Source organism: Ruegeria sp. K3 (genome assembly GCF_056531845.1).
In genome coordinates this window covers 24,772-47,956 of sequence record NZ_JBQFMM010000017.1, presented here as the reverse complement: position 1 = coordinate 47,956, position 23,185 = coordinate 24,772, and the positions used below count along the sequence as shown (strand labels likewise).

The 23,185-nt window shown below is 52.2% G+C and carries 18 protein-coding genes and 4 pseudogenes; 11 read left to right on the top strand and 11 right to left on the bottom strand.

Translation table 11 applies throughout. The annotated features are described in order from the left end of the window. Positions 1–27: 27 nt before the first annotated feature. From repC to repA, 3 genes are all read right to left on the bottom strand, one after another. Complete coding sequence (gene repC, locus ACR0MP_RS21195; RefSeq protein ID WP_170737420.1) at positions 28–1,215, bottom strand: plasmid replication protein RepC; 1,188 nt, start codon at positions 1,213–1,215, stop codon at positions 28–30. Positions 1,216–1,413: 198 nt separating this feature from the next. Continuing rightward, positions 1,414–2,349: a plasmid partitioning protein RepB gene (gene repB, locus ACR0MP_RS21190; protein ID WP_170515644.1), complete on the bottom strand. Its 936-nt coding sequence runs from the start codon at positions 2,347–2,349 to the stop codon at positions 1,414–1,416. Continuing rightward, positions 2,339–3,574 carry a plasmid partitioning protein RepA gene (gene repA / locus ACR0MP_RS21185; protein WP_170737409.1) on the bottom strand — a complete coding sequence of 412 codons (1,236 nt, stop codon included), beginning with the start codon at positions 3,572–3,574 and terminating at the stop codon, positions 2,339–2,341. The genes repB and repA overlap by 11 nt, the downstream gene beginning before the upstream one ends. A 522-nt stretch (positions 3,575–4,096) precedes the next feature. Here repA and ACR0MP_RS21180 point away from each other — a divergent pair. From ACR0MP_RS21180 to ACR0MP_RS21170, 3 genes are all read left to right on the top strand, one after another. Continuing rightward, positions 4,097–5,680, top strand: a complete 1,584-nt coding sequence (locus ACR0MP_RS21180; RefSeq protein WP_170737407.1) for a GMC family oxidoreductase — start codon at positions 4,097–4,099, stop codon at positions 5,678–5,680. Beyond that, positions 5,677–6,702, top strand: a complete 1,026-nt coding sequence (locus ACR0MP_RS21175) for a Gfo/Idh/MocA family oxidoreductase (RefSeq protein ID WP_480762326.1) — start codon at positions 5,677–5,679, stop codon at positions 6,700–6,702. Before ACR0MP_RS21180 ends, ACR0MP_RS21175 begins: the two co-directional genes overlap by 4 nt. A gap of 919 nt (positions 6,703–7,621) precedes the next feature. Continuing rightward, the gene (locus ACR0MP_RS21170) at positions 7,622–8,050 is read left to right on the top strand and encodes a hypothetical protein (protein ID WP_480762324.1); all 429 of its coding nucleotides are present in this window, start codon (positions 7,622–7,624) and stop codon (positions 8,048–8,050) included. A 126-nt stretch (positions 8,051–8,176) separates the two neighbouring features. Here the strand turns inward: ACR0MP_RS21170 and ACR0MP_RS21165 are convergent. Further along, a pseudogene (locus ACR0MP_RS21165) lies at positions 8,177–8,859 on the bottom strand (IS6 family transposase). Between the two features lie 87 nt (positions 8,860–8,946). Continuing rightward, positions 8,947–10,002, bottom strand: coding sequence for a tyrosine-type recombinase/integrase (locus ACR0MP_RS21160; RefSeq protein WP_170737401.1), 1,056 nt, complete (start codon positions 10,000–10,002; stop codon positions 8,947–8,949). 593 nt (positions 10,003–10,595) lie between these two features. Between ACR0MP_RS21160 and ACR0MP_RS21155 the strand changes: the two genes are divergently transcribed. The 7 genes and pseudogenes from ACR0MP_RS21155 (at position 10,596) to rfbA (ending at position 16,631) form a co-directional block, all read left to right on the top strand. Continuing rightward, positions 10,596–11,327 (top strand): metallophosphoesterase, encoded by a 732-nt coding sequence (locus tag ACR0MP_RS21155; RefSeq protein WP_170737399.1) that lies wholly within the window; start codon positions 10,596–10,598, stop codon positions 11,325–11,327. 689 nt (positions 11,328–12,016) lie between these two features. Continuing rightward, positions 12,017–12,796 carry an FkbM family methyltransferase gene (locus tag ACR0MP_RS21150; protein WP_480762319.1) on the top strand — a complete coding sequence of 260 codons (780 nt, stop codon included), beginning with the start codon at positions 12,017–12,019 and terminating at the stop codon, positions 12,794–12,796. Positions 12,797–12,799: 3 nt separating this feature from the next. After that, positions 12,800–13,057: pseudogene (locus tag ACR0MP_RS21145) on the top strand (ISNCY family transposase); the annotation flags it as partial. Positions 13,058–13,276: 219 nt separating this feature from the next. Then, positions 13,277–13,846, top strand: coding sequence for a dTDP-4-dehydrorhamnose 3,5-epimerase (rfbC, locus tag ACR0MP_RS21140; protein WP_170737392.1), 570 nt, complete (start codon positions 13,277–13,279; stop codon positions 13,844–13,846). Then, positions 13,843–14,883: a dTDP-glucose 4,6-dehydratase gene (gene rfbB / locus ACR0MP_RS21135; protein WP_170737390.1), complete on the top strand. Its 1,041-nt coding sequence runs from the start codon at positions 13,843–13,845 to the stop codon at positions 14,881–14,883. The genes rfbC and rfbB overlap by 4 nt, the downstream gene beginning before the upstream one ends. Next, complete coding sequence (gene rfbD / locus ACR0MP_RS21130) at positions 14,880–15,761, top strand: dTDP-4-dehydrorhamnose reductase (protein ID WP_170737388.1); 882 nt, start codon at positions 14,880–14,882, stop codon at positions 15,759–15,761. The genes rfbB and rfbD overlap by 4 nt, the downstream gene beginning before the upstream one ends. Before the next feature lie 3 nt (positions 15,762–15,764). Then, entirely contained in the window at positions 15,765–16,631 is an 867-nt protein-coding gene (rfbA, locus tag ACR0MP_RS21125) for a glucose-1-phosphate thymidylyltransferase RfbA (RefSeq protein ID WP_170737386.1), read from the top strand. Here rfbA and ACR0MP_RS21120 read toward each other — a convergent pair. The 3 genes from ACR0MP_RS21120 to ACR0MP_RS21110 all read right to left on the bottom strand — a co-directional run bounded on the left by ACR0MP_RS21120 (position 16,620) and on the right by ACR0MP_RS21110 (position 19,427). Next, entirely contained in the window at positions 16,620–17,588 is a 969-nt protein-coding gene (locus ACR0MP_RS21120; protein WP_170737383.1) for a hypothetical protein, read from the bottom strand. The genes rfbA and ACR0MP_RS21120 overlap by 12 nt on opposite strands. A gap of 450 nt (positions 17,589–18,038) precedes the next feature. Beyond that, positions 18,039–18,158: an integrase core domain-containing protein gene (locus ACR0MP_RS21115; RefSeq protein WP_170737381.1), complete on the bottom strand. Its 120-nt coding sequence runs from the start codon at positions 18,156–18,158 to the stop codon at positions 18,039–18,041. Between the two features lie 567 nt (positions 18,159–18,725). Continuing rightward, positions 18,726–19,427 (bottom strand): hypothetical protein, encoded by a 702-nt coding sequence (locus ACR0MP_RS21110; protein ID WP_170737380.1) that lies wholly within the window; start codon positions 19,425–19,427, stop codon positions 18,726–18,728. Positions 19,428–19,990: 563 nt separating this feature from the next. On the opposite strand from ACR0MP_RS21110, the pseudogene ACR0MP_RS21105 reads away from it, so the two are divergent. Then, a pseudogene (locus ACR0MP_RS21105) lies at positions 19,991–20,385 on the top strand (transposase); the annotation flags it as partial. Positions 20,386–20,551: 166 nt separating this feature from the next. On the opposite strand, the gene ACR0MP_RS21100 reads toward ACR0MP_RS21105, so the two are convergent. The 3 genes and pseudogenes from ACR0MP_RS21100 to ACR0MP_RS21090 form a co-directional block, all read right to left on the bottom strand. After that, positions 20,552–21,439: an SDR family oxidoreductase gene (locus tag ACR0MP_RS21100; RefSeq protein ID WP_170737378.1), complete on the bottom strand. Its 888-nt coding sequence runs from the start codon at positions 21,437–21,439 to the stop codon at positions 20,552–20,554. Positions 21,440–21,631: 192 nt separating this feature from the next. Next, positions 21,632–21,805: pseudogene (locus ACR0MP_RS21095) on the bottom strand (IS5/IS1182 family transposase); the annotation flags it as partial. A gap of 70 nt (positions 21,806–21,875) precedes the next feature. Continuing rightward, positions 21,876–22,499 carry a glycosyltransferase family 61 protein gene (locus ACR0MP_RS21090; RefSeq protein ID WP_480762313.1) on the bottom strand — a complete coding sequence of 208 codons (624 nt, stop codon included), beginning with the start codon at positions 22,497–22,499 and terminating at the stop codon, positions 21,876–21,878. Positions 22,500–23,185: the final 686 nt, after the last annotated feature.

Below are 23,185 nucleotides of genomic sequence, written 5' to 3'. Positions count from 1 at the left end.
AAAAACTATCGTCTGACACGAAAACATTCAGGCTGCAGCACGGTTCACACCGTTCAGCAGGGCCATCACCATCGGTCCGGGAGAGAACTCTCCGACCACCGCCTTTCCCGTCAGGGCCCGCAGATACCCGCCGGGGCTGTTGATGTTGCCAAACCTTTGCAGAATGCAGACGACGGTTACAGCGGCGGTTTCCGGGCCCATCACCTCTTGAGCTTCCTGCCAGGCCGAGGGACTGATCCCCATCATTCCGCGCACATAGCTGGCGGCTATCACCAGATCACACCATTCGCGCGGTTCGCGTTCGCAATAAGGTAGGATATCAGGGCATGCCTTCAGGATCAGTGGCAGGGGCACCCTTGGCAGTTCCCGATCCGGTTCAGAAGAACCAACCGGGCCGCCTTCGCCGTTATCCCTTTCAGGGCAATGTTCAGATTCAAGGTTATCTGGTTTTGAATTATGATAGTGCCGCCCGGAATCGTCGTCATTGCCGCTCATTTTTTCTGTTTCCAAGGTAAGCAAGGCGCGGATGTTTCCGAGGATGTCCGAGGTCCGGCGTTCCAACTCGGACAGCGCTTCAAGGCCCAGCTTGCGGCGCATCTGCTTGTGAACCTCCAGCAGATCGGCCAGAAGTGCGTCCCAGTCGCCAGGAAGGGCGATTTCCTGTCCATAGAGCGCCAGTTTTAGAGCGTCGCGCTTAAGTAAGGACAGCTTCTCTCGAGCAGCCTCCAATTGCGCCTGAGCGGCGCGGGCTTCTTGGGCGGCAACGTTAATCTGCACAGCGTGCTGGAGCAACGGCCGCAGATCAAAGCCAAACGCGCAGGTAATCTCTCCGTCGACGTCACGCCGGGCGTAACGCTTGCCGTTGGGGCTGTCGTGGCGTGCAATCAGCCCTGCACGCACCAGTGCTACCAAATGACGACGCAGCGTGCTTTCGGCCATGCCATGCGCACGGTTTGACAAGGCTGCATTTGATGGAAAGACAATCAGGCTGTCGTCATCTGACAGCGCCATGTTCGGGTGAAAAGAAACCAGCGCGTTTAGCACCGCCAGATCCCGATCGGTCACGCCAAAGGCGCGGCGGGCGGTGCAAAGATTGCGCAGCAGTTCCCATTTGTCGATATGCGATATCTCGGGTGCGGTCTGCATAGCCGCCACCTGTTTGATCAGTCCAGCCGTTACCGGCCGCCCAAAAGGCGTTGTTGTAATGTGTTCCATTTGCTGTCACGAGACAAAACTTTTTCACCCGCCGGGCTCGACGCCAGTTGACAGCTGTCAACTCAAAGCCATAAAATCGGAGGTGCTAAATCACCAATTCAGGCCTCTTGGAACTTCGGTTCTGAGGGGTCTTTTCTTTTCGTCCTGCCTGTTCGTGCCTCCTTGTCGCTGCTCCACGATTATCCCGCGGTTGCGGGGTTATTCATCCTTGTCGGTTTTCCACCGGTGGTGAATATCTGCGATGTTTTCGACCAGCCAGTTCTCGAATCCTCTGGTCGCTTTGGTATCAAGCGTCAGCACGGCTTTGGCACCATTGCGGCGCATCTGACCTAATGCAGTACCATCTGCGCATCTCAGCAGCACATCGGTGCGCGGAGCAGGGGGCTTGTGTGGGGTGAGGGCGGTCAGAACTGCCTCGAAACGGTCATCGGATGTGTCGCCCTGTGCAGCATCGATCACGTTTTGCATCTGATCTTGCGGCAGTAGGTCAGCCAGCTTCAGCCAACGATCCCTACCTATCGACGGGGCGGCCCCGATGGCCTGGATCACTGGCTCGGGGATGCGATCGGATACGGACAGCATTCTTGATATCAATGTTTTGTCCACATGAAGCGCGTCGCAAATCACCTTGCGCTCATAACCCATATCCTGCATCTGGCGGGCGAAGTTGACCTTTTCGATAAAACTCAGATCACGCCGCGCGCTGTTTTCCTGACCCTGAGCCAAAATGACGGCACGGTCGTCCAATACCCTGATTAAGGCTTTGACCGGCAGCCCCAACTCGCGCAGTGCGGCCACCCGACGGCGACCATAAACGACCTGAAACCGTTCCCCATCATTCGGATTGGGCCGCAGCAGCACTGGCACCTGCTGACCGTACTCCCGGATTGACTCGGCCAGCTCAGCCAAACCGGTGGTTTCCTCCAGACGGTCGCGCAGGCCACCGTCATCAATCATCCGCGGGTCGATTTCCTGAACCGAACGTGATTTCAGGTCCGAGATCGACTGGCTGACTGCCCCGATCGCACCCGAGCCATAGCGCGGTTTGGCCACATCAACCCGTGAAGGTGCGTCATCGGATACGGGGGCAGGGGGGGCTTCCATCAACCCCTTGAGCAGGTTCTTACGCGCCATTGCCACGCCCCCATGCAGATTGGACCAGGGATGCAATCTCGCCGTTCACGGCGTCCAAGCTTTCCATCGCGCGTTCATAGGTCGCGCGAGTGAACTGACTTTTTTCGACCTCATAGAGGGTCTGCTTGGTTATCCCGGCGTCAGAGATTGCGGTGGATTTCAGCACCGGATGGTTTAGTACATGGTCACCAAACATCGAGCGCATGAAGCTGACCATCTGGTTCTGAGGGCCATCGCCGGGCTCATACCTCGTAATCACGTAGCGCATCCAGTCATAAGACATGTTGCCGCCGGCCTCGGCCACCACGCCCAACAGGTTCGAGGTCATCAACAGGAACTGACACATCGACATCACGTCGAGCATCTGCGGGTGTACCGTGACCAGAACGGCTGTCGCCGCGGACAGGGCCGCCATGGTGAGGAATCCAAGTTGTGGGGGGCAATCGACGACAACGATATCGTACTCCTGTTCTACGGTGGACAGCACGTCGCCGATCCTCGTGAAAAACAGGTTACCGTCCCGTTGCGTGAGCGCACGGGGGGTGTCGTGCTCGAACTCCATCAGGTCCAGATTGCCCGGTACGATGTCGAGATTGGTGAAGTAGGTCTTTTGGATCACGTCGCGCAGCGGTATCGGATCATCATAGCGGATCGCGTCGTGCAGCGTGCCTCCGTCCAGCAGGTCAAATTCCGGCTGAAATCCGTGCAGCGCCGACAGGCTGGCCTGCGGATCCAGATCGATCGCTAGCACCTTATAACCATCCAGCGCCATTTTTTGCGCCAGATGGGCGGCGGTGGTGGTCTTGCCAGAGCCACCCTTGAAATTGATGACAGTGATTACCTGCAGATGATCTCCTTCGCGCCGTCCGGGCAGGTAGTTGCCGGGCGCTTTGGCTCCGACTTCAAGCAATTCGCGCAAGGCCTGAATGTCTTCGGGTGAGTAATAGCGCCGCCCCCCAGCACGGGTTTCGGGTGACGGGCCGCGCCCGTCCAGATGCAGTTTGCGCAGGTAAGCGTCCTTAACGCCGAGCAAGTCTGCCGCTTCTCCCGACGTGAACTTGCGCAGGGATCGCCTGGCATCCGGCGGGAACAACTGAGCGCGATGCGCCTGCAGCCGTTCTGACAAACGCTGGGCGTGATCTCCGACCAGCTGGTCAATCCGTTCCCTATTATAGCTAGATTGCTGGGCCTCCGGTATGGGGACCCCTGCAGTTGCTTGCTCCATCTCTGCCCTCATTCGGCTCCGCGTTATTACGCTTTAGGCCGTTTTATTCACTTATTTCCGTAATTAATGCCGTGCTTGTGGCGATTCTTGCAAGCGTTTTTTCCATATCCTGTAGCAAACAGAGCAGTGGGTACGAGATTGCGCGGTTTAACTTGTTTGCGGGAATGATCGGGTGCTCCCGTGAAGGTATGCCTCAACAATCATCAAATCCACGCCCAGATTTCCCGGTCGGCATCACCAGTTCCTGAGGGACAGGGTGGGCGAGGGGGCTATGCCTCGGCCGTCACGGCCTGGATCTTCGTCTAGGCTGCCGGTCTGTGCCACATCTATCCGCAGGTCTAGATCACATGGGTTTTCACCTGGAACGCAGGCAACAATATCACGCGCCTCGACGAATTTGTGCCGTGGCATTACGTTGCTTAGACAGTCTGGTAGGCAGTATCCGCAAAGCGCCAGGATACCTTCATAGGTTGGACATGGCGGCAAGAATCGATTTTTAGTTGAACTTGGGCCGAACTTATCATGATGCACCAAGAAAACACCTCCGACGTTCCGGCTACGCTCGACGTAGACTTGTGCATAGTCGGTGCAGGTGCTGCTGGTCTGACTGTGGCACATGAACTGGCTGACGTGGGCTTGACGGTTGCGATTCTCGATACTGGTGACCTTGATCGAAACCACGCTGCACAGGTATTTTCCGACGTTGAAAGCCTTGAATGCGAGGTGCCGCGTTATGCGCGAATTCGCCAGTTCGGAGGGTCAACTACGGCTTGGTCTGGGAAGTGGTTGCCAGTAACGCCGGAAGATTTGCAAGGACCAAGTTGGGTAAAAGACGGTGGTTGGCCCATCGGTCCCGAAGACCTACAGCCATACTATGCGCGCGCCTCCATAATTCATAAAGGACCTGCTCTTGAAGATTATGCGCAATGGACAACCATACCCAAGATAAATGCGTCGGATACGCGTTTGAAGCCAGCCTCGGTCTATTGGCTTGACACTGGGCAGTTGGACTTTGGCCAAACGATAGGTAAGGCCATCGCAAAAAGCGAGACGATAACCGTGTTTCTGCAATGCACAGCAACCAACATCGTCCTGACAGATGACTTGTCCCGGGTGGCGTATCTCGAAGCTCAGTCCAAACCGGGCCATAAGACGATGCGAGTGGCCGCGCGAGAATATGTTCTGGCTTCGGGGGGCATCGAAAACGCGCGTCTTATGCTGGCGTCAAATGGGCAGATGAAGAACGGGATTGGAAACACATACGATGTCGTTGGTCGCTATTATATGGATCACCCCAGCGGAAGTGTCGCGACGGTGACACTCAATCGCGGGAAGACCTTCCCGGACGATCTTGGCATGACTATTCCGTCGAATGGCCAAAACAGGATGGATACCGGGTCATACATGACCCCTCAAACGCGCGAGAATGGGCGCTTCGTCAATTCGTACTTTGTTTGGCGGGCCGCGCTGGACGTGGTGCCGACCGCTGAGATACGCAAGCTCTTTTCAACACTTGTGTTGATCAAACACCGCCCGAACCATTTCAAATTATACGTCGAACTATTGCGCGATCTGTTTAAGGTGCAGAAGATCCTAGCTGTCCGATACCTGTGGTTTCTTGTGTCTAAGAAAGCGGGGCTTCGGGGGCCTGACCGCAAGTTCCGGATCAATTACCATATCGAAATGGTGCCGGACCCTGAAAACAGGGTGACCCTGTCGGATAGGTTGGACCCTCTCGGAAAGCCATTGTCAAAGGTGCGCTGGAAGGCGTCAGAGGCTGAATTGCAGTCAGTCCTAAAACTGCATGATGAAATCCGGACCCTTCTGGATGACACTGGTTCTGGAACTCTTTTCTGGGACACAGGTCGGCCTCCGAAAACCGATGAGTTGCCGTATTCCAGCTCCTCACACCATATGGGTACGACCCGAATGGGCGAAGACCCAGCGAGTTCCGTTGTTGATGTACAGTGTCAGGTACATGGCATCGACAATTTACACATTGCCGGTTCTTCGGTCTTTCCCTTCGGCGGCTTTGCCAACCCAACTTTCACCATTGTTGCATTGGCTATTCGCCTTGCGGACCGACTTAAGGTTAAGCTTCTATGACACCAAAAATTGCTATCGTGGGTGCTGGAAAACGCGTCAGGTTCACAGTTCTACCGGCCATTCTGGCCTTAGGAAACCAGGTCGTGCTCTCTGGTATCCACAGCCGCAATCCTCGTTCTGTGGCGCTACCAGATGGCAGCGAGCTGTCCACGATCACATCCTTGGATGCCAAGCACTTCGAAGACATCGATATAGTTATCGTTGCTGTGCGTACGAACGCGATCCGGGGCGTTCTTAAGGCGCTCAACGATATCCCGCACAAGAAAGACATTTCTATTGTTATGGATACGCCTCCTCTTCAGCTTTCTGATTTTGTAAAAAGACGTGCATTCTCAGGGTTCAAGTCGGTCATCGTAGGGGAGGACTGGTTCAAGCTCTCCCCAATACTGCTCATCAAAGATCTCATTGCAGGTGGTGCGATCGGTGCGCCGCGACAGATCATGTTGGACCGCATGAGCTATCGCTACCACGGGCTTGCGACCTTGCGATCCATCGCCGATACGCGTTGGCTCCGCTCGATAAAGGCAACGATGTCGGAATATGGCAAACCGTCATATGTGATTGTCACCGGGAACGGCATTTCCTGTCGGACGATCATGCCAAGAGACTACGCACGTGGTACCTTATTTGTAACCGGAACCCGCGGCTGGATATCAAACCATGCACCTGATGGTGACGCAGGCAGTGGTCATCTTATTGGATTTCCGCAGGAGGCGTCTGGCTGGTATCAGCCGATATCACTCAATGGAGATATGTTGCCCGCCGATGCAGTTGATCGATATATGACAGCTCTCCCAGTAGAGTATCTCGAAGACAAAACTGCAATCAACCGGCTGAAAATCCGGGGATATGCAAGGTTGATCGAAGACCTAATATCCGACACCGTGGAGTATGACATTATTGACGGCCTATACGATTACGTTGCCACCGCAGCCGTAGAGCGCTTAAAATATTTTCACGATCTGCGAGTGCCCAATTCACAGCAAAGTGTCCTACGCACCGCGTTGTCCATTCACCGGTAAGAACGGTAAGCTAACGGGCGTGACTTATAAAAGTCCGCATTGCAGAGGCGCAGTGTTGGGCGGGGCAGTGGGTTGCTAGGTTCGGATCAACGCTGCACTTAGTTGTTTGATCCCAAAGTTTGGTAGTGAGATCCATTTGATGGAATGGAAAGACGCCTAATCCAGCGGTTAAAGGATGTCGACAAAGGCACCGTGGTCGCATTTTGTGCCTGTTCTTTTGAGAAAACACGAGACCCAACCCGATCAGCAGGAACAAAGAGTAGCCTGATTTACGCGGAAGTCTGTCCAAACATTGGGGAGTAGCTCACTAATCTGGGAAGCCAATCCGTGCAACAAGGTCAGCCCAAACATGGCTTGGGAATAAGCGATTGGCCAAATCCGCCTGAGTTTCTGCTCAAATTGGATTTCTCAACGCGAAACAATCGTCAAACTGTGACATTTTTCCATCCATTCTGAAAATAGTGGAATTAAACATGATTTCCGCCCGGGAAGAATTAATTCTTGTTTTTCCTAAAGATTTCACCGCTGGCGAGAATCTCAGACGCCACATCTCACGCGACGGCTCTGGAAATGCGCCAAGAGAAAGGTGTATTTATGACCAAACTGTGGCGTGGTTCATACAACGCATGGTTCTGATCGTGCATATGGTCGGTGTAGTTCGTAATGAGTATATAGGAGTATAACTATGGGCATTCGGTCCTATGGAATATCCGCAATAGCCGCTGCGGTTTTGTTTCAGTTTAGTGTAGCAAGCCCAGCCGAGGCATCTGCCTGTACCGTCTCAACCGCCCGACAAGCTTCGAGTTCACCAGAGATACTGTGTGAATGCGATGCCGTCACATCGGATATGATCAAGTACATCCAAAGACGTGCTGACTTCAGCAACTACCTTACTAGGACCGGTGCAGAGTGCCCCAAGTTGGCTGCACTTCTGTCGGATTTACCAACAGCGTCTATTGGGCTTTCCGAACAACGCTCCGGTGAAGGACCTCCAGATGAGCGGCCGAACGATCCAGAACCTGATGATCAACCTGATCCGAATGACGATCCAGACCCCAAACCAGATCCAAAAGAAAATGAGAATGAAGCTTGTGAGTGTAGTATACCCGATGACTATGCTGACAAACTTAGAGACATAGTTGAGCAGAACACTGTTGGTGAAATCGACGAAGAAGCATTCAATAAGCTACTTGAACAAATCGAAAAGAAAAAAGGGCTGCAACGCAACAAGCGCACTAAGAATTCGACACAGTCGCAGCAGCGGGTGGACAACTACGACAATGAACAAAGGTCTAGCGCAAAAGAGCGCAAAGCCGAACGCTTGAGAGAAGACGATATTGGTCGTTAAAGCGTAATGCGCCCCGTAGGTCTTATTGCATAGACAAGCAGTTTGGCTTGTTCAAAACTAGGTAGTTGGGAAGGGTTCTGTCCCAACTACCTTTGACAGCAGCATCAGCGGATTTGGCATTATTCGTTACCCTGCCAGTTGGGTAAACTGCTGAAACGGAGAGAGTCCAGGTGTGAATTGACCTTTCCGTATCATGTTTATCAGTTCGATGCTGGCTAGGGCCGATGCAGCTGAAGCGAATGGCTTGAAATCCAGCATGGGCCCGATCCGACGTTTGATGAAACGATGATCTTGTTCATTGATGTAATTGAGATATTTCCGCCTCACCATCTCTGTCGGGATCGTGCAACCAAAGCTTTTGGGCATCTCGTTGATCGCTTTGATCCTAGCTGTGTTCACCCCGCTTTTGTCGATGAGGATCTTACGTGGCAGCACGTTGACTACGAGCGCGCTGGCAAAAATTTTGTTGCCGCAGCTTTGTTCCGGCGCATGCACAGCATGAAACCAAGCGTTCTACCGAACTTGTCGATGGCCCGATAAAGGTAAACCCATTCGCTCTTCACTTTCACATAAGTCTCATCCATGCGCCAAGAACGACCCACGGCGCGCTTTCGACATCGCGCGGCTGCAGCCACGAGCCCGGTATATTTGCTTACCCAACAGCTCAGCGTCGCATGATCCAGGCCAGCGCCGCGTTCGGCCATGATCTCCTCGAAATCCCAGTGCGAAATACCGTAGCGCAATTAGAAAAAGACCGCGTGCGAGATCACGTCTTTTGGAAAATGTGCCCCTTTGAATGAGATCGTCACAGTCTGCTCCTGTCATATCCGAACGCGCGCCATCAGATACGCAGGCGGAATGACAGTTGGGAATAGAGTTTGCGAAAGAACCACATTTCACCCCAACAAGTCCGCCGCTGGATTTTCAGTGATGTCGACATCGTCATAATATTTCTGCGCCTGCGCCATGGAGCGGTGCAGCGACAGGCGCATGGCGGCCTGGATCGGGGCACCGTCGAGGGCGGCTTGGGTCAGAAAGCCGGAGCGCAGCCCGTGGGGCGAGGCAAAACCCTCCGGCAACCCGGCCAACCGGAGGCGATGTTTGACGATCTGATAGATCGCCTCCGGGGACAGGCGGCGCTTGAGCACACGATCCGCTTTGGAGATCGGGCGGAACAGCGGCCCATCTCTGATCTCGCCAACCTCGATCCAATGCACCAATGCCTGCGCCGGGCGGCCCTTTAACACCAGCCGCGGGGTCTCGCCCTTTCCTGTGGTTTTGGTCTCCAGCAACGAGATCCAAACGATCCCACTTTTGTCGAACTCTTTCATAGACACATCTTCGCGCATCAATCCGGTGATCTCAGACCGGCGGCGACCCCCGGAAGCCCAACCCAGCATCAGGAGCGCCCGGTCACGGCAATCCCGGCGGCTGCCGCGACATGTGGCGAGCAACTGTTCCAACACCTCCCGGGTGATCGGGTGCTGCGATTTCGGGGCAGGGGGTCGGGCGGCGGCCCGACGGGCCTTGGCGCGGGCCTGTTTCACTTGTGGCGTGCCAAAGGGGCTGGTCAGGTTCTTCATCCGATGAAAGGTCAACCAGGAGGCGATGCGCCGGTCCAGCGTCGACGGTGCCGGGCAGGCGAGGGACTTGCGCAGCCCTTGCGCGATGAGTGTCTCCGCCGTTTGAAGTGCGATGTCTGTGTCCGGGGCATCTCCGAGATCGCGGGCATGATCGAGAATGAAAGCCAGGGCTGTGGCCTCACTCTCAGGCCAATCCAGCGCCGCGCTGAAGCGCGCTGACTTCCAGGCGGTGACATAGAGCAGGTCGCGCTCATAAGCGCGCAGCGTATTGGCCGGCGTGCCGCGGATATAGAGGTCCGTCAGCGCCTCTTGATCGGCTTGAGACAGGGCAGGGAAGGCGGCCGGGAGATATGGGGCAGGGGGCTTCATGTGGTCCATTCTGCGTCTTCATTCCAATAGATGTCCGAGAGGCCGTCATTGTAAGGCGGATTCACTTTATGTTGATAAGAGATACTTATCAGGTGTAATAGAAAGTTAGCGGTGTGGCAAAAGTAACGTGCAAAAGGGCGTAGTCTTGCGCGTAACGAAGGTAGGGAGTTTGCCAGAAAAGAGGATTAGCGATGCCGCTGAAAGTTGTTCTTTGCTAGATTCTGATCGATCATGCTTATCTCCGCCATTCAGGCTGTTTGCTAACCCACAATGGCACACCGAGGCCAACGGGAGCGTTCACACCTTCACAGCCTAAGGGTCAATCCACGCTTGGAGCCTCTCGGTTCCAGCAACTCGCCGAACTTTCCACTTAACCCCGACACTGGTCCTGAGTTGGTTGCTATCGACTTCAATCTTCGTAAAAGAAACTTAAATCGTTTGGGGGCGATAGTAGGTATCGGGCTTGTTCAGATCATGAAAAAGGATACGATTCCAATCGATTGATCTTGTTGCAGCAAACGTTTTAGCACAGGCGCTGCCTTATTTGGCGAGCGAAATCTGAGCACTGCCGTTGCGATGGATTGGAGCAAAAGATGTTGAAAGCCTGGGCCGCCAAGCGGCGAGAGAAATATCAAGTATTTCAGCCGATAGAGCCTGAACAACCGTTCTATGCAATCGGTGATATCCACGGTCGTTCTGATCTGTTGGAGCGTGCGCTGTTGCAACTGCCAGAGGCCGCCCAGATTGTTTTTGTTGGAGACTATATCGACCGCGGCGAAGATAGCGCAGGCGTTTTGCGCAGACTTATTGGTCGCCCCAACTCTCATTTTCTCATGGGAAACCACGAGGAGATGCTGTTGGCATTTCTAGAAAATCCACGTGCGAATGGGTCTAGATGGCTGCGCTATGGTGGTTTGCAAACACTGGCTAGCTTTGGTGTTTCGAACGTTACGGAAACCTGCGATCCAAACAGGCTGGAAGCTGTACGGGACGCCCTTCGCCAAGCGATGGGGCCAGAGCAAATCTTCTGGTTGCATAATCTACTTTACCAGCACCGAAACGGCAATGTCATCGTCGTACATGCCGGAGCTGACCCAAAGCAAAAAATCGACCTACAAGACAAACATAGCTTTATCTGGGGCCACCATGACTTCGGAAAGGTCATGCGAGAGGATGGTTTGTGGATCGTTCACGGTCATACCATCGTTAGCAACCCAGTTGCGGAGAAAGGTATTATCTCGATCGATACCGGCGCTTACGCGACCGGACAGCTTTGCGTTGCTAATATTTTTCACGGCGGTGTTAGTTTTAATGTTGTCGGCTGAGCAATAAAGATTGTGAAGGTGAGGCGTCGAAGCTGCATAGCTTGGCTGTGGCTACAGATTTAGGTACGCCTTTCGGCACGGGGCGGCTTTCCACGATCAAAAACCGTGCGAGACCCTAGCAGGCCGGGCGTTTGTAAGCTCAGTTTTAAGTTAAACGATTTACCGACTGCGGGTCCATTGGAGTGTCGATAGCACAATCTATATTATCCCGCAAAGGAAGCATAGGATGTAGACGGCCCGGGCCGGGAGGAACAGCAGGTTAAAACCTGCAAGCGTTACGGACTGTTTTGGGAAACAATAGCGACGCTATCAGTGTGCTACAGCTGGGCGCAGACCCGGAGATCAAGCCGGAAATCCATACCCCTGTATCCGCTTCCAGAAATTAAAGGCATAGTGACAGCCGGTATGTTGGTCTCGTAGCTGATGCTTCGCTGTACCGAAAGCGTCCCACCAACCGTTCATGACGTATGTATGAGATAGAGATCGGTGGCAAGAAGATTGAGCGGCTTCTTTTACAGTTTTGGAAAACTCTGTGAAGCAATTGACTAAATCAAACTTGAAGGGCTTATTGATGCTATAGAGAAGACTAGATAAAATTATACTGGCGGCTTTGGAGGAGAGAGGCAATTAAGATACTTAATTCTCTGTTTACTGAAGGCGTTCCGTTTTTGTTAAGGTAAAACAATCCTATGATTTCACTCTATGAGCCGTTTCAACCGTACTTTCTATTAGGGTTAATTCAACGATCGCAGTCAGACGTATATATCGACGTTGGGGCGCACCGCGGAGTCTACTTAAGGTTGGTTGCAGAAGCCAGTCAAGTATCGCGGATCGAGGCATTTGAGCCCGACCAATACTCGTTTGAAGTGGTTCGCGGATGTCTAAGTAAGTGGCAGCCATCCGTTGAAATCAGGCTCCATAATCTTGCTGCATCAAGCAAAAATGGAGAGATAGAGTTCGGTTTCTTATCGCCTGGTAGCCCTATGAACCACGCCATGGCAACCTCTATCCATAGGGATAAATCAGTACCTATTGTAGAGCGGATTAGTTGTGTATCTTTGGACGCCCATCTGGGGCTACAGAATAAACGAGTTTGCCTCAAAATCGATACAGAAGGGCACGAAGTAGAGGTTCTTAAGGGTGCGGAAGAAATACTCTCGTCATGCAGTGTCGTTATGCAAGTCGAAACATTCGATGAAGTTAGCGCTTTGGAGTTTCTGGAGGCTCGAGGATATCAAAAGATTGCAAAAATTGGGCCTGATACTTTTTTTTCAAATATTCCAGAGATGTGCGCACCGAGTGAGTTGAAGAATTGTTTCGAAATTGCTGCAAACATGCTGGTGGAAGACGGGATGAAACAAGTCGCCGAAGGGTTTAAGATAGCCGACGGTCGTAAGAAGCCACAAAGGGGCTCGAGGCTTCCAAGGAAGCTATTGAAGAGGCTTAGGCGCGCTATTCGGATAAGATAAGCAAAGGTGTTGCGCGTGACACTGTGCAAATGGATGCAGGCAGACGGAATCTGGCTATCTCGCAAACAGCGCAGGAACTTCCACCAACCGCGCTCGCACCGGGAATGCTTTGGCGAGCTCATCCAGATCGACGGTTCTGACCACCGCTGGTTCGAGGATCGCGCTCCGGCCTTTACGTTGCTTGTCTTTATCGACGATGCGACCAGTACATTGATGCAGCTGCGGCTGATGAAATCGGAAAGCACATTCTGTCATTTCAAACAATTTGTCGAACTGGTCACCTAAGCTCAATCTAATCGCCGAAATGACGCCCCGTGTTCAAAACTTTGCAGCAAATCGTCAGGACGTGATACATTTTTATCCCCGAAAAGTATGAGCTCGATTTACAAGAAAGTTGATAAAAGCTTTGGCGTTGCCGGAACAGGTATGACATGGTCCCGGAAGGCGGCAACATCGCATTGTGGAGTGAGATTTGTAACTATGGAATTGGTACCACTTGAAGTCCCGGAGGTGATCCTGATCACCCCTAGGCGATTTGGTGATCATCGCGGGTTTTTCGAAGAAACTTACAACGTGAACAGTTTTGCCGCCGAAGGAATTGAAACGGTCTTTGTGCAGGACAACCACTCGCTTTCCAGCGCTGTCGGCACGGTGCGGGGGCTGCATTTTCAAGCTCCTCCTAGGGCTCAAGCCAAACTGGTACGCTGTGGGCGGGGGCGGCTTTTTGACGTCGCAGTGGACATACGAAAGGGTTCGCCCACATTTGGTCAGTGGGTTGGTGAAGAGCTCAGTTTTGAAAATGGCCGGATGTTGCTTGTTCCGGCTGGCTTTGCCCATGGCTTCATGACATTGGAGGCGGATACCGAGATCATCTACAAATGTTCCGACACCTATGCGCCGGAAGCAGAAGGTGCAGTTCGATGGGATGATCCCGATATTGGAATTAATTGGCCGCAGGACGTGGCCGAGCCGCTATTGTCAGAAAAAGACAAAGCTGCACCATGCTTGCGGGATATCGAAACTCCTTTTGAGATTGAGGGCATGCAATGAAAATTCTGGTGACAGGTGGTGCGGGATTCATTGGCTCTGCCGTGATCCGGCGCGCCGTTACCGCAGGCCATGCCGTCATCAATGTCGATGCGCTGACTTATGCAGCCTGTCTGGACAATGTTGCCTCGGTGGTAGATGCGCCGGGCTATACCTTTGAGCATGCCGACATCCGTGATGCGACTGCGATGGCCACGATCCTGAACACACATCGACCCGACGCGATCATGCATCTGGCGGCCGAAAGCCATGTCGACCGTTCGATAGATGGGCCTGCGGCCTTTATCGACACTAACATCACCGGCACTTATGTTCTCTTGGAAGCCGCGCGCGCGTATTGGGCAAAATCTGATCGCCCGGAAAGTTTCCGCTTTCACCACATCTCGACTGACGAAGTTTTCGGATCTTTGGGCAAGACCGGGTTTTTCACCGAAGATAGCCCCTATCAGCCCAACTCGCCCTATTCGGCCTCGAAGGCCGGGTCCGACCACCTTGTCCGGGCCTGGCGCGAAACCTATGGCCTGCCGGTGGTTCTGACCAATTGCTCGAACAATTACGGCCCCTATCAGTTTCCGGAAAAACTCATCCCGGTGGTGATCCTGAACGCGCTGGCTGGCAAACCCATCCCGATCTATGGGGCAGGGGACAACATCCGCGACTGGCTGCACGTCGAAGACCATGCCGAGGCACTGCTGTTGGTGCTGGAAAAAGGTGAGCTGGGCCGCAGCTACAATATTGGCGGTGAGAACGAGATGACCAATCTCGATTTGGTCAAAATGCTCTGCGCGATACTCGATCGGTTGAAGCCGGGCAAAACGCCGTACGCCGATCTGATCACCTTTGTCACTGACCGCCCCGGTCATGATCGTCGCTATGCCATCGACCCAGCCCGTATTCGGAACGAGTTGAGCTGGCGCCCCTCTTACACGCCTGAAACCGGGTTGGAGCAGACGGTTCAGTGGTATCTGGACAACGGGGAATGGTTTGCAGCTTTGAGGGACCGCAGCGGTGTTGGAGCGCGCTTGGGGATTTCTGGATGAAGGCGCTGGTCTTTGGTCATAGTGGGCAGGTGGCCACGGAATTGCGCAGACGTGCGCAGCCGCGCGGCATAACAGTCGAGGCGCTTAGCCGTTCTCGGGCGGACTTGTCCGATCCGCAAGGCTGTGCTGCGATCGTCAGGCGGACGGATGCAGAGGTGATCATCAATGCTGCCGCCTATACGGCGGTCGACAAAGCCGAGGATGAGGCGGAACTGGCCCGATTGATCAATTCGGAAGCTCCGGGTGCCATAGCGCGCGCCGCTGCCGAGCGCAATCTCCCTTTCCTGCATATCTCAACTGATTATGTGTTCGACGGGTCGGGAGACGCATCCCGCACCACAGAAGATCCGCCCGGCCCTCTGAGTGTCTATGGCAGGAGCAAGTTGGAAGGAGAGCGCCAGATCGCCCAAGCAGGGGGATGGCATGCGATCCTGCGGACAAGTTGGGTGTTTTCGGCGCATGGAGATAACTTCGTCAAATCCATTCTCAGGCTCACCGAAACCCGCGACAAATTGGCTATCGTGTCGGATCAGATTGGCGGGCCGACGCCGGCCGCCGATGTTTCCGATGCTTTGCTGACCATTGCCGAGACGGGACAGCGCCTTAACGGCGGGTTATTTCATTATTCCGGCGCGCCAAATGTTAGCCGAGCAGATTTCGCTCGCGAAATCGCAGCACAAGCTGGTTTGTCAATTCAGATTTCTGGCGTTCCGACAAAGCACTACCCGACCCCGGCGCCCAGACCCCTGAATTCGCGTCTGGAATGTTCGCGTCTGAGTGATATTTACGGGCTCCGGCAGCCTGACTGGAAAGCTGGTCTGATGCATGTGCTGGCCGAACTGAAGGCCCCAGGCGGGTCCGCTGTGAAAGAGGGATAGAGCATGCAACGTAAAGGCATCATTCTGGCTGGTGGATCCGGCACACGGCTGTATCCGATCACCATGGCGGTCTCGAAGCAGCTACTGCCGATCTACGATAAACCGATGATCTTCTATCCGCTGAGCGTGCTGATGCTTTCCAACATCCGCGAGATCGCGATCATCACTACACCGCAGGATCAGGATCAGTTTCAGCGCTTGCTGGGTGATGGCGGCCAATATGGCCTATCGCTGACCTGGATCACGCAGCCGTCTCCTGACGGTCTGGCACAGGCCTACCTGTTGGCAGAGGATTTTCTAGCGGGCGCACCATCCGCAATGATCCTTGGCGATAACATATTCTTTGGCCACGGTCTTCCGGATTTGCTGTGCGAGGCCGACGTACAGGAGAGCGGCGGAACCGTATTTGCCTATCGGGTTGCGGACCCCGAACGCTATGGCGTGGTCGATTTCGAAGGCAAGAAAGCCCGCGGCATCATCGAAAAACCTCAAATTCCGCCGTCAAACTACGCAGTGACCGGATTGTATTTTCTGGATGGCGACGCGCCAGCCCGCGCGCGCCAGGTTCAACCGTCCGAACGCGGTGAGCTGGAAATCACCACATTGCTTGAGATGTACCTCAAAGAAGGACTTTTGAATGTTCAAACCATGGGCCGTGGTTTTGCCTGGCTGGATACCGGCACCCATGGTTCCCTGCTGGATGCTGGAAACTTTGTCAGAACCCTGACGGATCGGCAGGGCATGCAGACTGGAAGCCTTGATGAAATCGCATGGCAAAACGGCTGGATTGACGCCGCCGCGCTTGCCGAACGTGCGCAACTGTTCGCTAAGTCCACATATGGTACTTATTTGAAGCAGCTACAGGAGTGATTTTGATAGTTGCGCTGAGCCTCCGGGGTGTGCATCACCGAAGCGCTCAATCAGATAGTGTATTGAAGCCGGCATACGCTCGACGGACCAGGGTCGGCTAAATCTGAAGGTCTCAATTTCGCTCGCGATATCTGCTGCGTTTTGCATGGTTGCCGGCAAGTCTCCGAAGAGACGCGCGAGGTCGGGTCTATAAATCGTGTTCATGACTTGGGCAAATGCTTCGGATGGCCCCAATAGATCCAACTTTGGTTCATCTGCAACATCTAGGATCACAAGCTTATGCAAGTGACGTGGTTCAGTGACGAAAAACTCCGGCGAAAAGACGTGGAATTTTTCAGCGCGGGTTGTATCGCGTGTAAGGGTATCAGGCTGCAATCCGGCGCGTTCGACTGTATCTTTCCACAGCTTTTGACGGAAAATACCACAATGGAGCAGCGTCTTGCTTTCAGTCGGGTCGATGACCGCAACATCGTCAGATAACAAGCGCCAACCGGTTTCCTTAAGGATTTCGTAGGCAGTTGTCGACTTTCCTGCGCCACTTTGGCCGGTAAAGGCCAAAATACCATTTGGGGTCTCAACGGCGCTCACATGTAGCGGAAGAAGCTTTCGTTGATGCAGGAGGGCTCCGAATATCGTGCCGAACAGGTAATACCTGATATCAATCAACGAGGCATCGGTGTCGGGCTGAATGACAATCCTTCTTCCTTCAGATATCAGGTACTTTCCAACGTCTTTCACAAAATACATGCATTCGGTTCTGTTGAACTCCAGGAAATCCTCTACTTTATGACTGTCTTCCAAGCTGTTCGGGACAGAGCCTCTTGTGATGTGAACAACCTGATCTGATGGCGGCGTGTGAACATCCATCGCTTTGGGTGCGGCGAGTTCCGGAAGTTCAAAATCAGACACAACAGGAAATCCGAATACGTGGTACAAGTAACGTGCTGTCTTGGTCATGAGTTGTGTTTAAACCAGTTCTGTTTTTAATTAACTAATTCGAAGCAATGCAGAAAGATAGTGGCCGATTGTGTTGAAAAACTCAAAAAATTGGCTCTGGTATTTTTCTTCCGAAACTCCATTTGTCGGAAAAGAGGGATATGTTTGCCCAGAAGAGTCCGTGAGCGCTTCTGGGCAAACCATTAATTTGTCCGACCCCTTCGCCCAATCATCCGATTGGCACTTTTTGTGCCGGGTTTCGGAAAATTCGGAGTTTCTCAAGAATATCGGCTCAGCCCCTTAATCCTGGCCATTTGGATGTAAATCTGTTCCTGTTTCTTTCTCGTGATTAGGTTGTGGTCAAGATCTGTTGAGCGAAGCAAGCCGGGTGGTCCGGTTGAGAATTGGTGTAGGCGGCAGGAGCTAGTTCACCAATTGATATGTATGGCGTTGTGTGTTGAGGACGGTTCTTCAATCGCCGAAGATGTGTTTGTCCAGACATTCGTCCGGCAAACGTTCATTGAATGAATCGACGATGGCATTCTGCATAGGTTTCCCCTGCACGATGTAGACACAACTGTCTTGCAACATTTTAGAATGGGATGAAAAGTCATTCCGCCCCGTTGTCTGAGACAATCATGTCCGGCTGGCCACGGCGGCAGATCAGTTCGTCCAATTCACGGGTCATGCGGGCATCAAACAGAGAGTAGATCCACGACGGGGTTAATGCCTCCCGCGAGCAATCTCCACGATTCACAACACGTGGAACTGCTGACCATCTTTGAGGGGCAGGGACACAAAATCCAGAGGTGGCACTAGATTTTTGACCAGTTTGCAGCCCGGTTTAAGGTGGATTTTGGTTTCACTTCAGGTTGCTTTTTCTGCTCCAAGCTGACTCAGTATGCGTCGTCGGGTGGGGATCACGCAATAAGCGTGTCGGTAACGACCTGTCGCTCTATCGTCTTCGCAACTTGGTGGAGCGCTGATTCAATAAGCTGAAGAATGCCCGCCGTGTCACCACTCGTAATGAGAAGACAGCCTAATGCTTCATCGAAGACACATAAATCCACCTTTGGTTGGGTCATTTTCAATATGGCTTAGCCAATCCATACTGGTAATCATAATTGGACCGAAGTCGGAGCAGCCTATTCAACGATGTCATGTGAGCTTTTTTATGATCGCCTTAGCTTGCCTCCTTATGGCCTTAGCTTGCTTCCTTAGGCCAAAGCTAGAGGATGCGGTGACCGACCATGCCTCTTGGTCAACAAAGAAAGGTGTGGTTGATTGCGAAACTAGAAATTGCTTGGTGTCATGGCTTACGCTTTCCTCCCACCCTGCTGGCTGTGCATCTCCGAGTGAAATAACTTCATCCAATGTCATCTTATTCAGAAGATCGCGACGAATTAGACTTGCACACGTACCAAAGAATTTTGCGGGATGGGCAAAACTATTTGAGGGATCTCGGCTGTAATCTAGTTTTGGTTTCCATTGTTTCTGACTCTCGTCGGGCTTATCAAGCGTAAGCAGGTTAATGCCTAGTAAGTTGCTGTCGTTATCCATTAGTTCGACGGCTTGTTGGATGGTTTGAAGGAGTTTTTGCCTAGACCCTCGCACTTTCACATCATCATCAAGATGAAGTATGTATGGTGCATCAGCGATATCGAAGCTGTAGACAATACCGAAATTGGAGTGAGGTGGGTGGCAAAAGGGCGTATAACGAATGTCATCGAATTTCGACGATACGCTTGTCATTAAGAGAGCATTGGTAGCGGAACAACTGGGGCTTCTGTCATCCACAAAAAAACGGCGACAAAACCCTAAGTCTAGCAGTCCATCCCATGTCTCAAGAGCTTCCTTCACGATGCGGGCACGAGGGCTTCGCGTTGACGTAAGATATGAGCATGTTGAGAAAGCCACTTGCGCGATACAATTTTGAGCCATTAGCTGATGCCTTGTTTATTTTGCATTTGGTTTTAACGTCTACGTTTTTGTGCCATTTAAAATTTTGATATGTAACTATAAAAATACTGCTCTAATTTTTTTTGATTAAAGCGGTTTGAGCTTCGAAGTCCAAGATCATTCCCATACCGAGGGTGATTGTTCGTGGCACCTGAGACAAAGCGGTCAATAAAATAGTTTGGCATTGATGGTCTGGAAAAGAGTTTTAATGGCAGCAGAAGCGTAGCTTTTTTGCCTCGCTCATCACCATCTAGTATTTGAGTGATTTTCCGTTCTCTTTCCTTCCCAGCAAGATAAGGGATTTGTAGCAATTCAGTTTAGAATGGGCCGCGGATGGGGCTCCCGTTGCAACCAAACAAAAATGTCACGCGGTCCACAAAGCAGAAGTGTCACTAGGAGGCATGATAGTAGCAATGTTTGGCAGCCCGCAGGTTTCAAATATCGCAGGGCCGGACATCACGGGCAAGATCCATCTCCGCGTGAACGTGCATGGTCTACCCATGAGAACAGAAATCAGGTCAGGCCAGACCTCCGACCGTCTCGGCTTTAATCTGGTCATGGCAGACAATCTGCCCCGTTGCGCGTTCTTTTGGTAGACCTTGGTTATGAGGCTGACGGCATTCGCAAAACTATGGACAACCGCGATATGCTGCCAGTCATCCCCATGTGGAAATCACGCAAGAATCGTGTTGGTGTCGTCAGGCCGCTCTATTGCCTTCGTGACTTGGTGGAGAGTTGCTTCAACAAGCTGAAGAATGCGCGCCGTGTCGCTACCCGATATGACAAGACCGCCGAAAGCTACCTCGGCTTCATCAACATCACATCGATCCGCCTCTGGCTGCGCCATTTGTCAACATGACCTAGACGTCGATAGGGATTGCTATCCTCGAGATGCTTACCTGTCTCCCTGGGGTGGGCTCGACCGGCATTGCCGGCTCCATCCGATTAGGTCGTGATCTGGCGCCTGTTGATGTAGCATTGAACCAATGTTCTGCTGAAGGAATGTCGTCCTCTGAGGCAAACAGTTAGCGCGCGGCGCTCATCGCAGCGAGGCCCTCATCCACCCCTAACGGGTTAATCCCCAAGACTTTCTGAATTTTTTCATTTGTAAATGACGTATCTTTTGGCCGGTTCGCAATGTCGCCAAAGTAAGAACTCGGGACCGCTTTGACCTTCTGAAGATCGAAGCCAAAGTTCCGTGCAACGGCACTCGCTAGCCCATGCAAAGTAACGCGTTCCCCGCCACAGACGTTAAACGTACCCTCAAACCTGCCGTTCAGCACAGCCCAGCACGTCTTTGATGCGTCGTCCACCCAGAGAGGCTTGCTCCATACATCGTTGACTGCAACGATTTCCTCTCCTGCTTCGAGCTTAGACAACCAAAAGGTTACGAGGTTGCCGCGACGCCCCTCATTCGGCCAACCATACATGAGGATTGGGCGGACGATGGATGTCAACCCGCCAAACTCTCTGGTCACTTCCTCCCCCAAGACTTTAAGCTCGCCATAATAGTTTACTGGCGAAACTGGGTCATCCTCTGAATATGGTGGCTTCTCACCGTTGAAAACAGCGTTGCTCGAGAGGAAAATCATGTGGGCGCCAAGGCGTTCGGCAGATTCAGCAACAATGCGGGTTGCATCCACATTAATTCTGTAGGAAATCTCGCGGTTTTTTTCTGCGAAATCGACGCTGCCAATAGTGCCTGCATGCACGATCGCGTCGGGCTGGATCGTATCAATCAGAGACTTGAGGGCGTCCTCGTCGGCGAGATCTACTTTATGCCAATGAGTGTTTGGATTCGGTTTTGAGAATGCTGAATGATACGTTGCGTGGATATCCAGCTTGCCTGGATTCAACCTAATCATGCTATTGCCAAGCAGACCAGATCCCCCTGTTATCAAAACCTTCTTCATCTTATTTCCTTTTCCCGCAGACCTCTCCAACAGGCCTTAAACGGACATTAATGCTGTTCACTGATTGCAGGATCGTTTGGCTGTGTCAAACAATTAAACAAAAGAGTATGGGAGTACTTGCGACCACAACGACACTTAGTATGACGCGCAATGAAACGAGGGGTGGGATGGATCGTCACCCTATCGCTTTCAACGTTTGTACAAGGTCGTATGTGGCCCTGGAGTGCCCCATTTGATTTGGATCGCCGTTATTGTTTGAGAAACGGAGGACACACCTGTTATCAACGGGAGGCTTGCCATGGGGTTTCGGGAAATAGGGCGCTAGTCGGCAATTTTCTCATCGCTCAACCAAAAAAGATCAGACATTGTCACCGCTTGTTTTGGGCGAGATGAAGCATGCCGAAAAACAGAAATCAATGGGTCCTGCCCCCATGATTCACCGCACTAATTCAGCATCTGATGCGTTCTGATAGGTTACGTTCACTTCTATGGCTGAAGCCTCTTCCGGGCTAAGCTTCCGAATAGTCAGTCGATCTTGTTTTTTTGTTCCGTTTTCAATGTGCTCAGTTATCTGCTTGCGAAGCTCACTTTCAGATCGATGCGAACTCCTGATTATCCCGTGATATACTGCTCCGCAGGCGGCGCTCAAAAAAACAAAACACGGCCACCACCACCCATCTTCTACAATCTCGATTACTACACGGGGCTTCCATTCCATTATATGAAAAAGAGCACCCCCATGGTCCGCTATTACGATATCTGCTTCATCTGCAATCTTTTGATAGTACTTTCTGTCCTTCCCATTGGTATCAATGACCCTACCGCCGAGCTCTTCAACAATTTTACCTATAATCTCACTAGGGTAGTTACGGCCCGCCATTTCGAAAAGGCGAGAGAATGACCCTCGTGATAGATAAACTATGCTGCCGGGTTTAGGTGTAACATCGGGGGAATTGTATGCGGCTTTATACGCTTGAACATCATCTTCGAATAACAGGTTGCACCTGCTCTTTTTTTGAAGAACATAAGCCTTGCGAATGAAGATGTCGCTATCTGCCAAGATATACTCAACTCCGAGGTCTGAAAGGTCCTTTTTTACATACGGACGATTTCCAATCCACGAAGGTAGTATCAGGGGGGTAGGAAACTTCTTAGCAGAAACTATCGAGTTTCGTTGATCGCCAGCCCAATCTCCATATGTGAATGGTGTGGTAGACTGTACGATGGTACCCTCCTTTATCCGACGAGATGGTCGGATGGATATTTCTTTAAAGAATCGTAGCGGGGATCTTATGTTGGCAGATGAAGCGCTACGGTCCAAACAACGTCCCACCCAGGCATAGCCTCTTGATGTGTATGTGACGTTTGAAGCGAAATAATTAGCTGGTGTCGCATATAGATCGCGTGAAGCTACGAAAGAACGTTCAAGTCTGCTGCTCCCAGAACACTTAGTGTCGTCTCGGCCAACGATGTAATCACGTAGCTTAACTCTTTTCTTTTGTTGTTCCGGTTGGTCTCCCCAAAAGTGAGCATGATACACTAACTCTTGCGATTGGCCGTCAGTCCGCGCATTCATAAGCCGCAACCTTCGAAGGATTCGCAAAGTTAGAGACGAAAATTTGTTTTTCTGTAATAAATTCACCTCATGGTAAATTTCCTGATAAGTACTAGTTGACTTGTCATTTGACACTAAACAACTCCTTAAAACCATTTTTGCACTTAGAATTCTTGACTGTCTCGTGCCTG

Excerpts from the sequence above, each read along its gene's own strand:
- repB (WP_170515644.1), bottom strand. The coding sequence starts at position 2,349 with ATGGCGCGTAAGAACCTGCTCAAGGGGTTGATGGAAGCCCCCCCTGCC.
- repC (WP_170737420.1), bottom strand. The coding sequence starts at position 1,215 with ATGGAACACATTACAACAACGCCTTTTGGGCGGCCGGTAACGGCTGGA.
- rfbB (WP_170737390.1), top strand. The coding sequence starts at position 13,843 with ATGAAAATTCTGGTGACAGGTGGTGCGGGATTCATTGGCTCTGCCGTG.
- rfbD (WP_170737388.1), top strand. The coding sequence starts at position 14,880 with ATGAAGGCGCTGGTCTTTGGTCATAGTGGGCAGGTGGCCACGGAATTG.
- ACR0MP_RS21120 (WP_170737383.1), bottom strand. The coding sequence starts at position 17,588 with ATGACCAAGACAGCACGTTACTTGTACCACGTATTCGGATTTCCTGTT.
- rfbA (WP_170737386.1), top strand. The coding sequence starts at position 15,765 with ATGCAACGTAAAGGCATCATTCTGGCTGGTGGATCCGGCACACGGCTG.
- ACR0MP_RS21160 (WP_170737401.1), bottom strand. The coding sequence starts at position 10,002 with ATGAAGCCCCCTGCCCCATATCTCCCGGCCGCCTTCCCTGCCCTGTCT.
- repA (WP_170737409.1), bottom strand. The coding sequence starts at position 3,574 with ATGGAGCAAGCAACTGCAGGGGTCCCCATACCGGAGGCCCAGCAATCT.
- ACR0MP_RS21150 (WP_480762319.1), top strand. The coding sequence starts at position 12,017 with ATGATTTCACTCTATGAGCCGTTTCAACCGTACTTTCTATTAGGGTTA.
- ACR0MP_RS21180 (WP_170737407.1), top strand. The coding sequence starts at position 4,097 with ATGATGCACCAAGAAAACACCTCCGACGTTCCGGCTACGCTCGACGTA.
- ACR0MP_RS21100 (WP_170737378.1), bottom strand. The coding sequence starts at position 21,439 with ATGAAGAAGGTTTTGATAACAGGGGGATCTGGTCTGCTTGGCAATAGC.
- ACR0MP_RS21155 (WP_170737399.1), top strand. The coding sequence starts at position 10,596 with ATGTTGAAAGCCTGGGCCGCCAAGCGGCGAGAGAAATATCAAGTATTT.
- ACR0MP_RS21175 (WP_480762326.1), top strand. The coding sequence starts at position 5,677 with ATGACACCAAAAATTGCTATCGTGGGTGCTGGAAAACGCGTCAGGTTC.
- ACR0MP_RS21115 (WP_170737381.1), bottom strand. The coding sequence starts at position 18,158 with ATGTTGCAAGACAGTTGTGTCTACATCGTGCAGGGGAAACCTATGCAG.
- rfbC (WP_170737392.1), top strand. The coding sequence starts at position 13,277 with ATGGAATTGGTACCACTTGAAGTCCCGGAGGTGATCCTGATCACCCCT.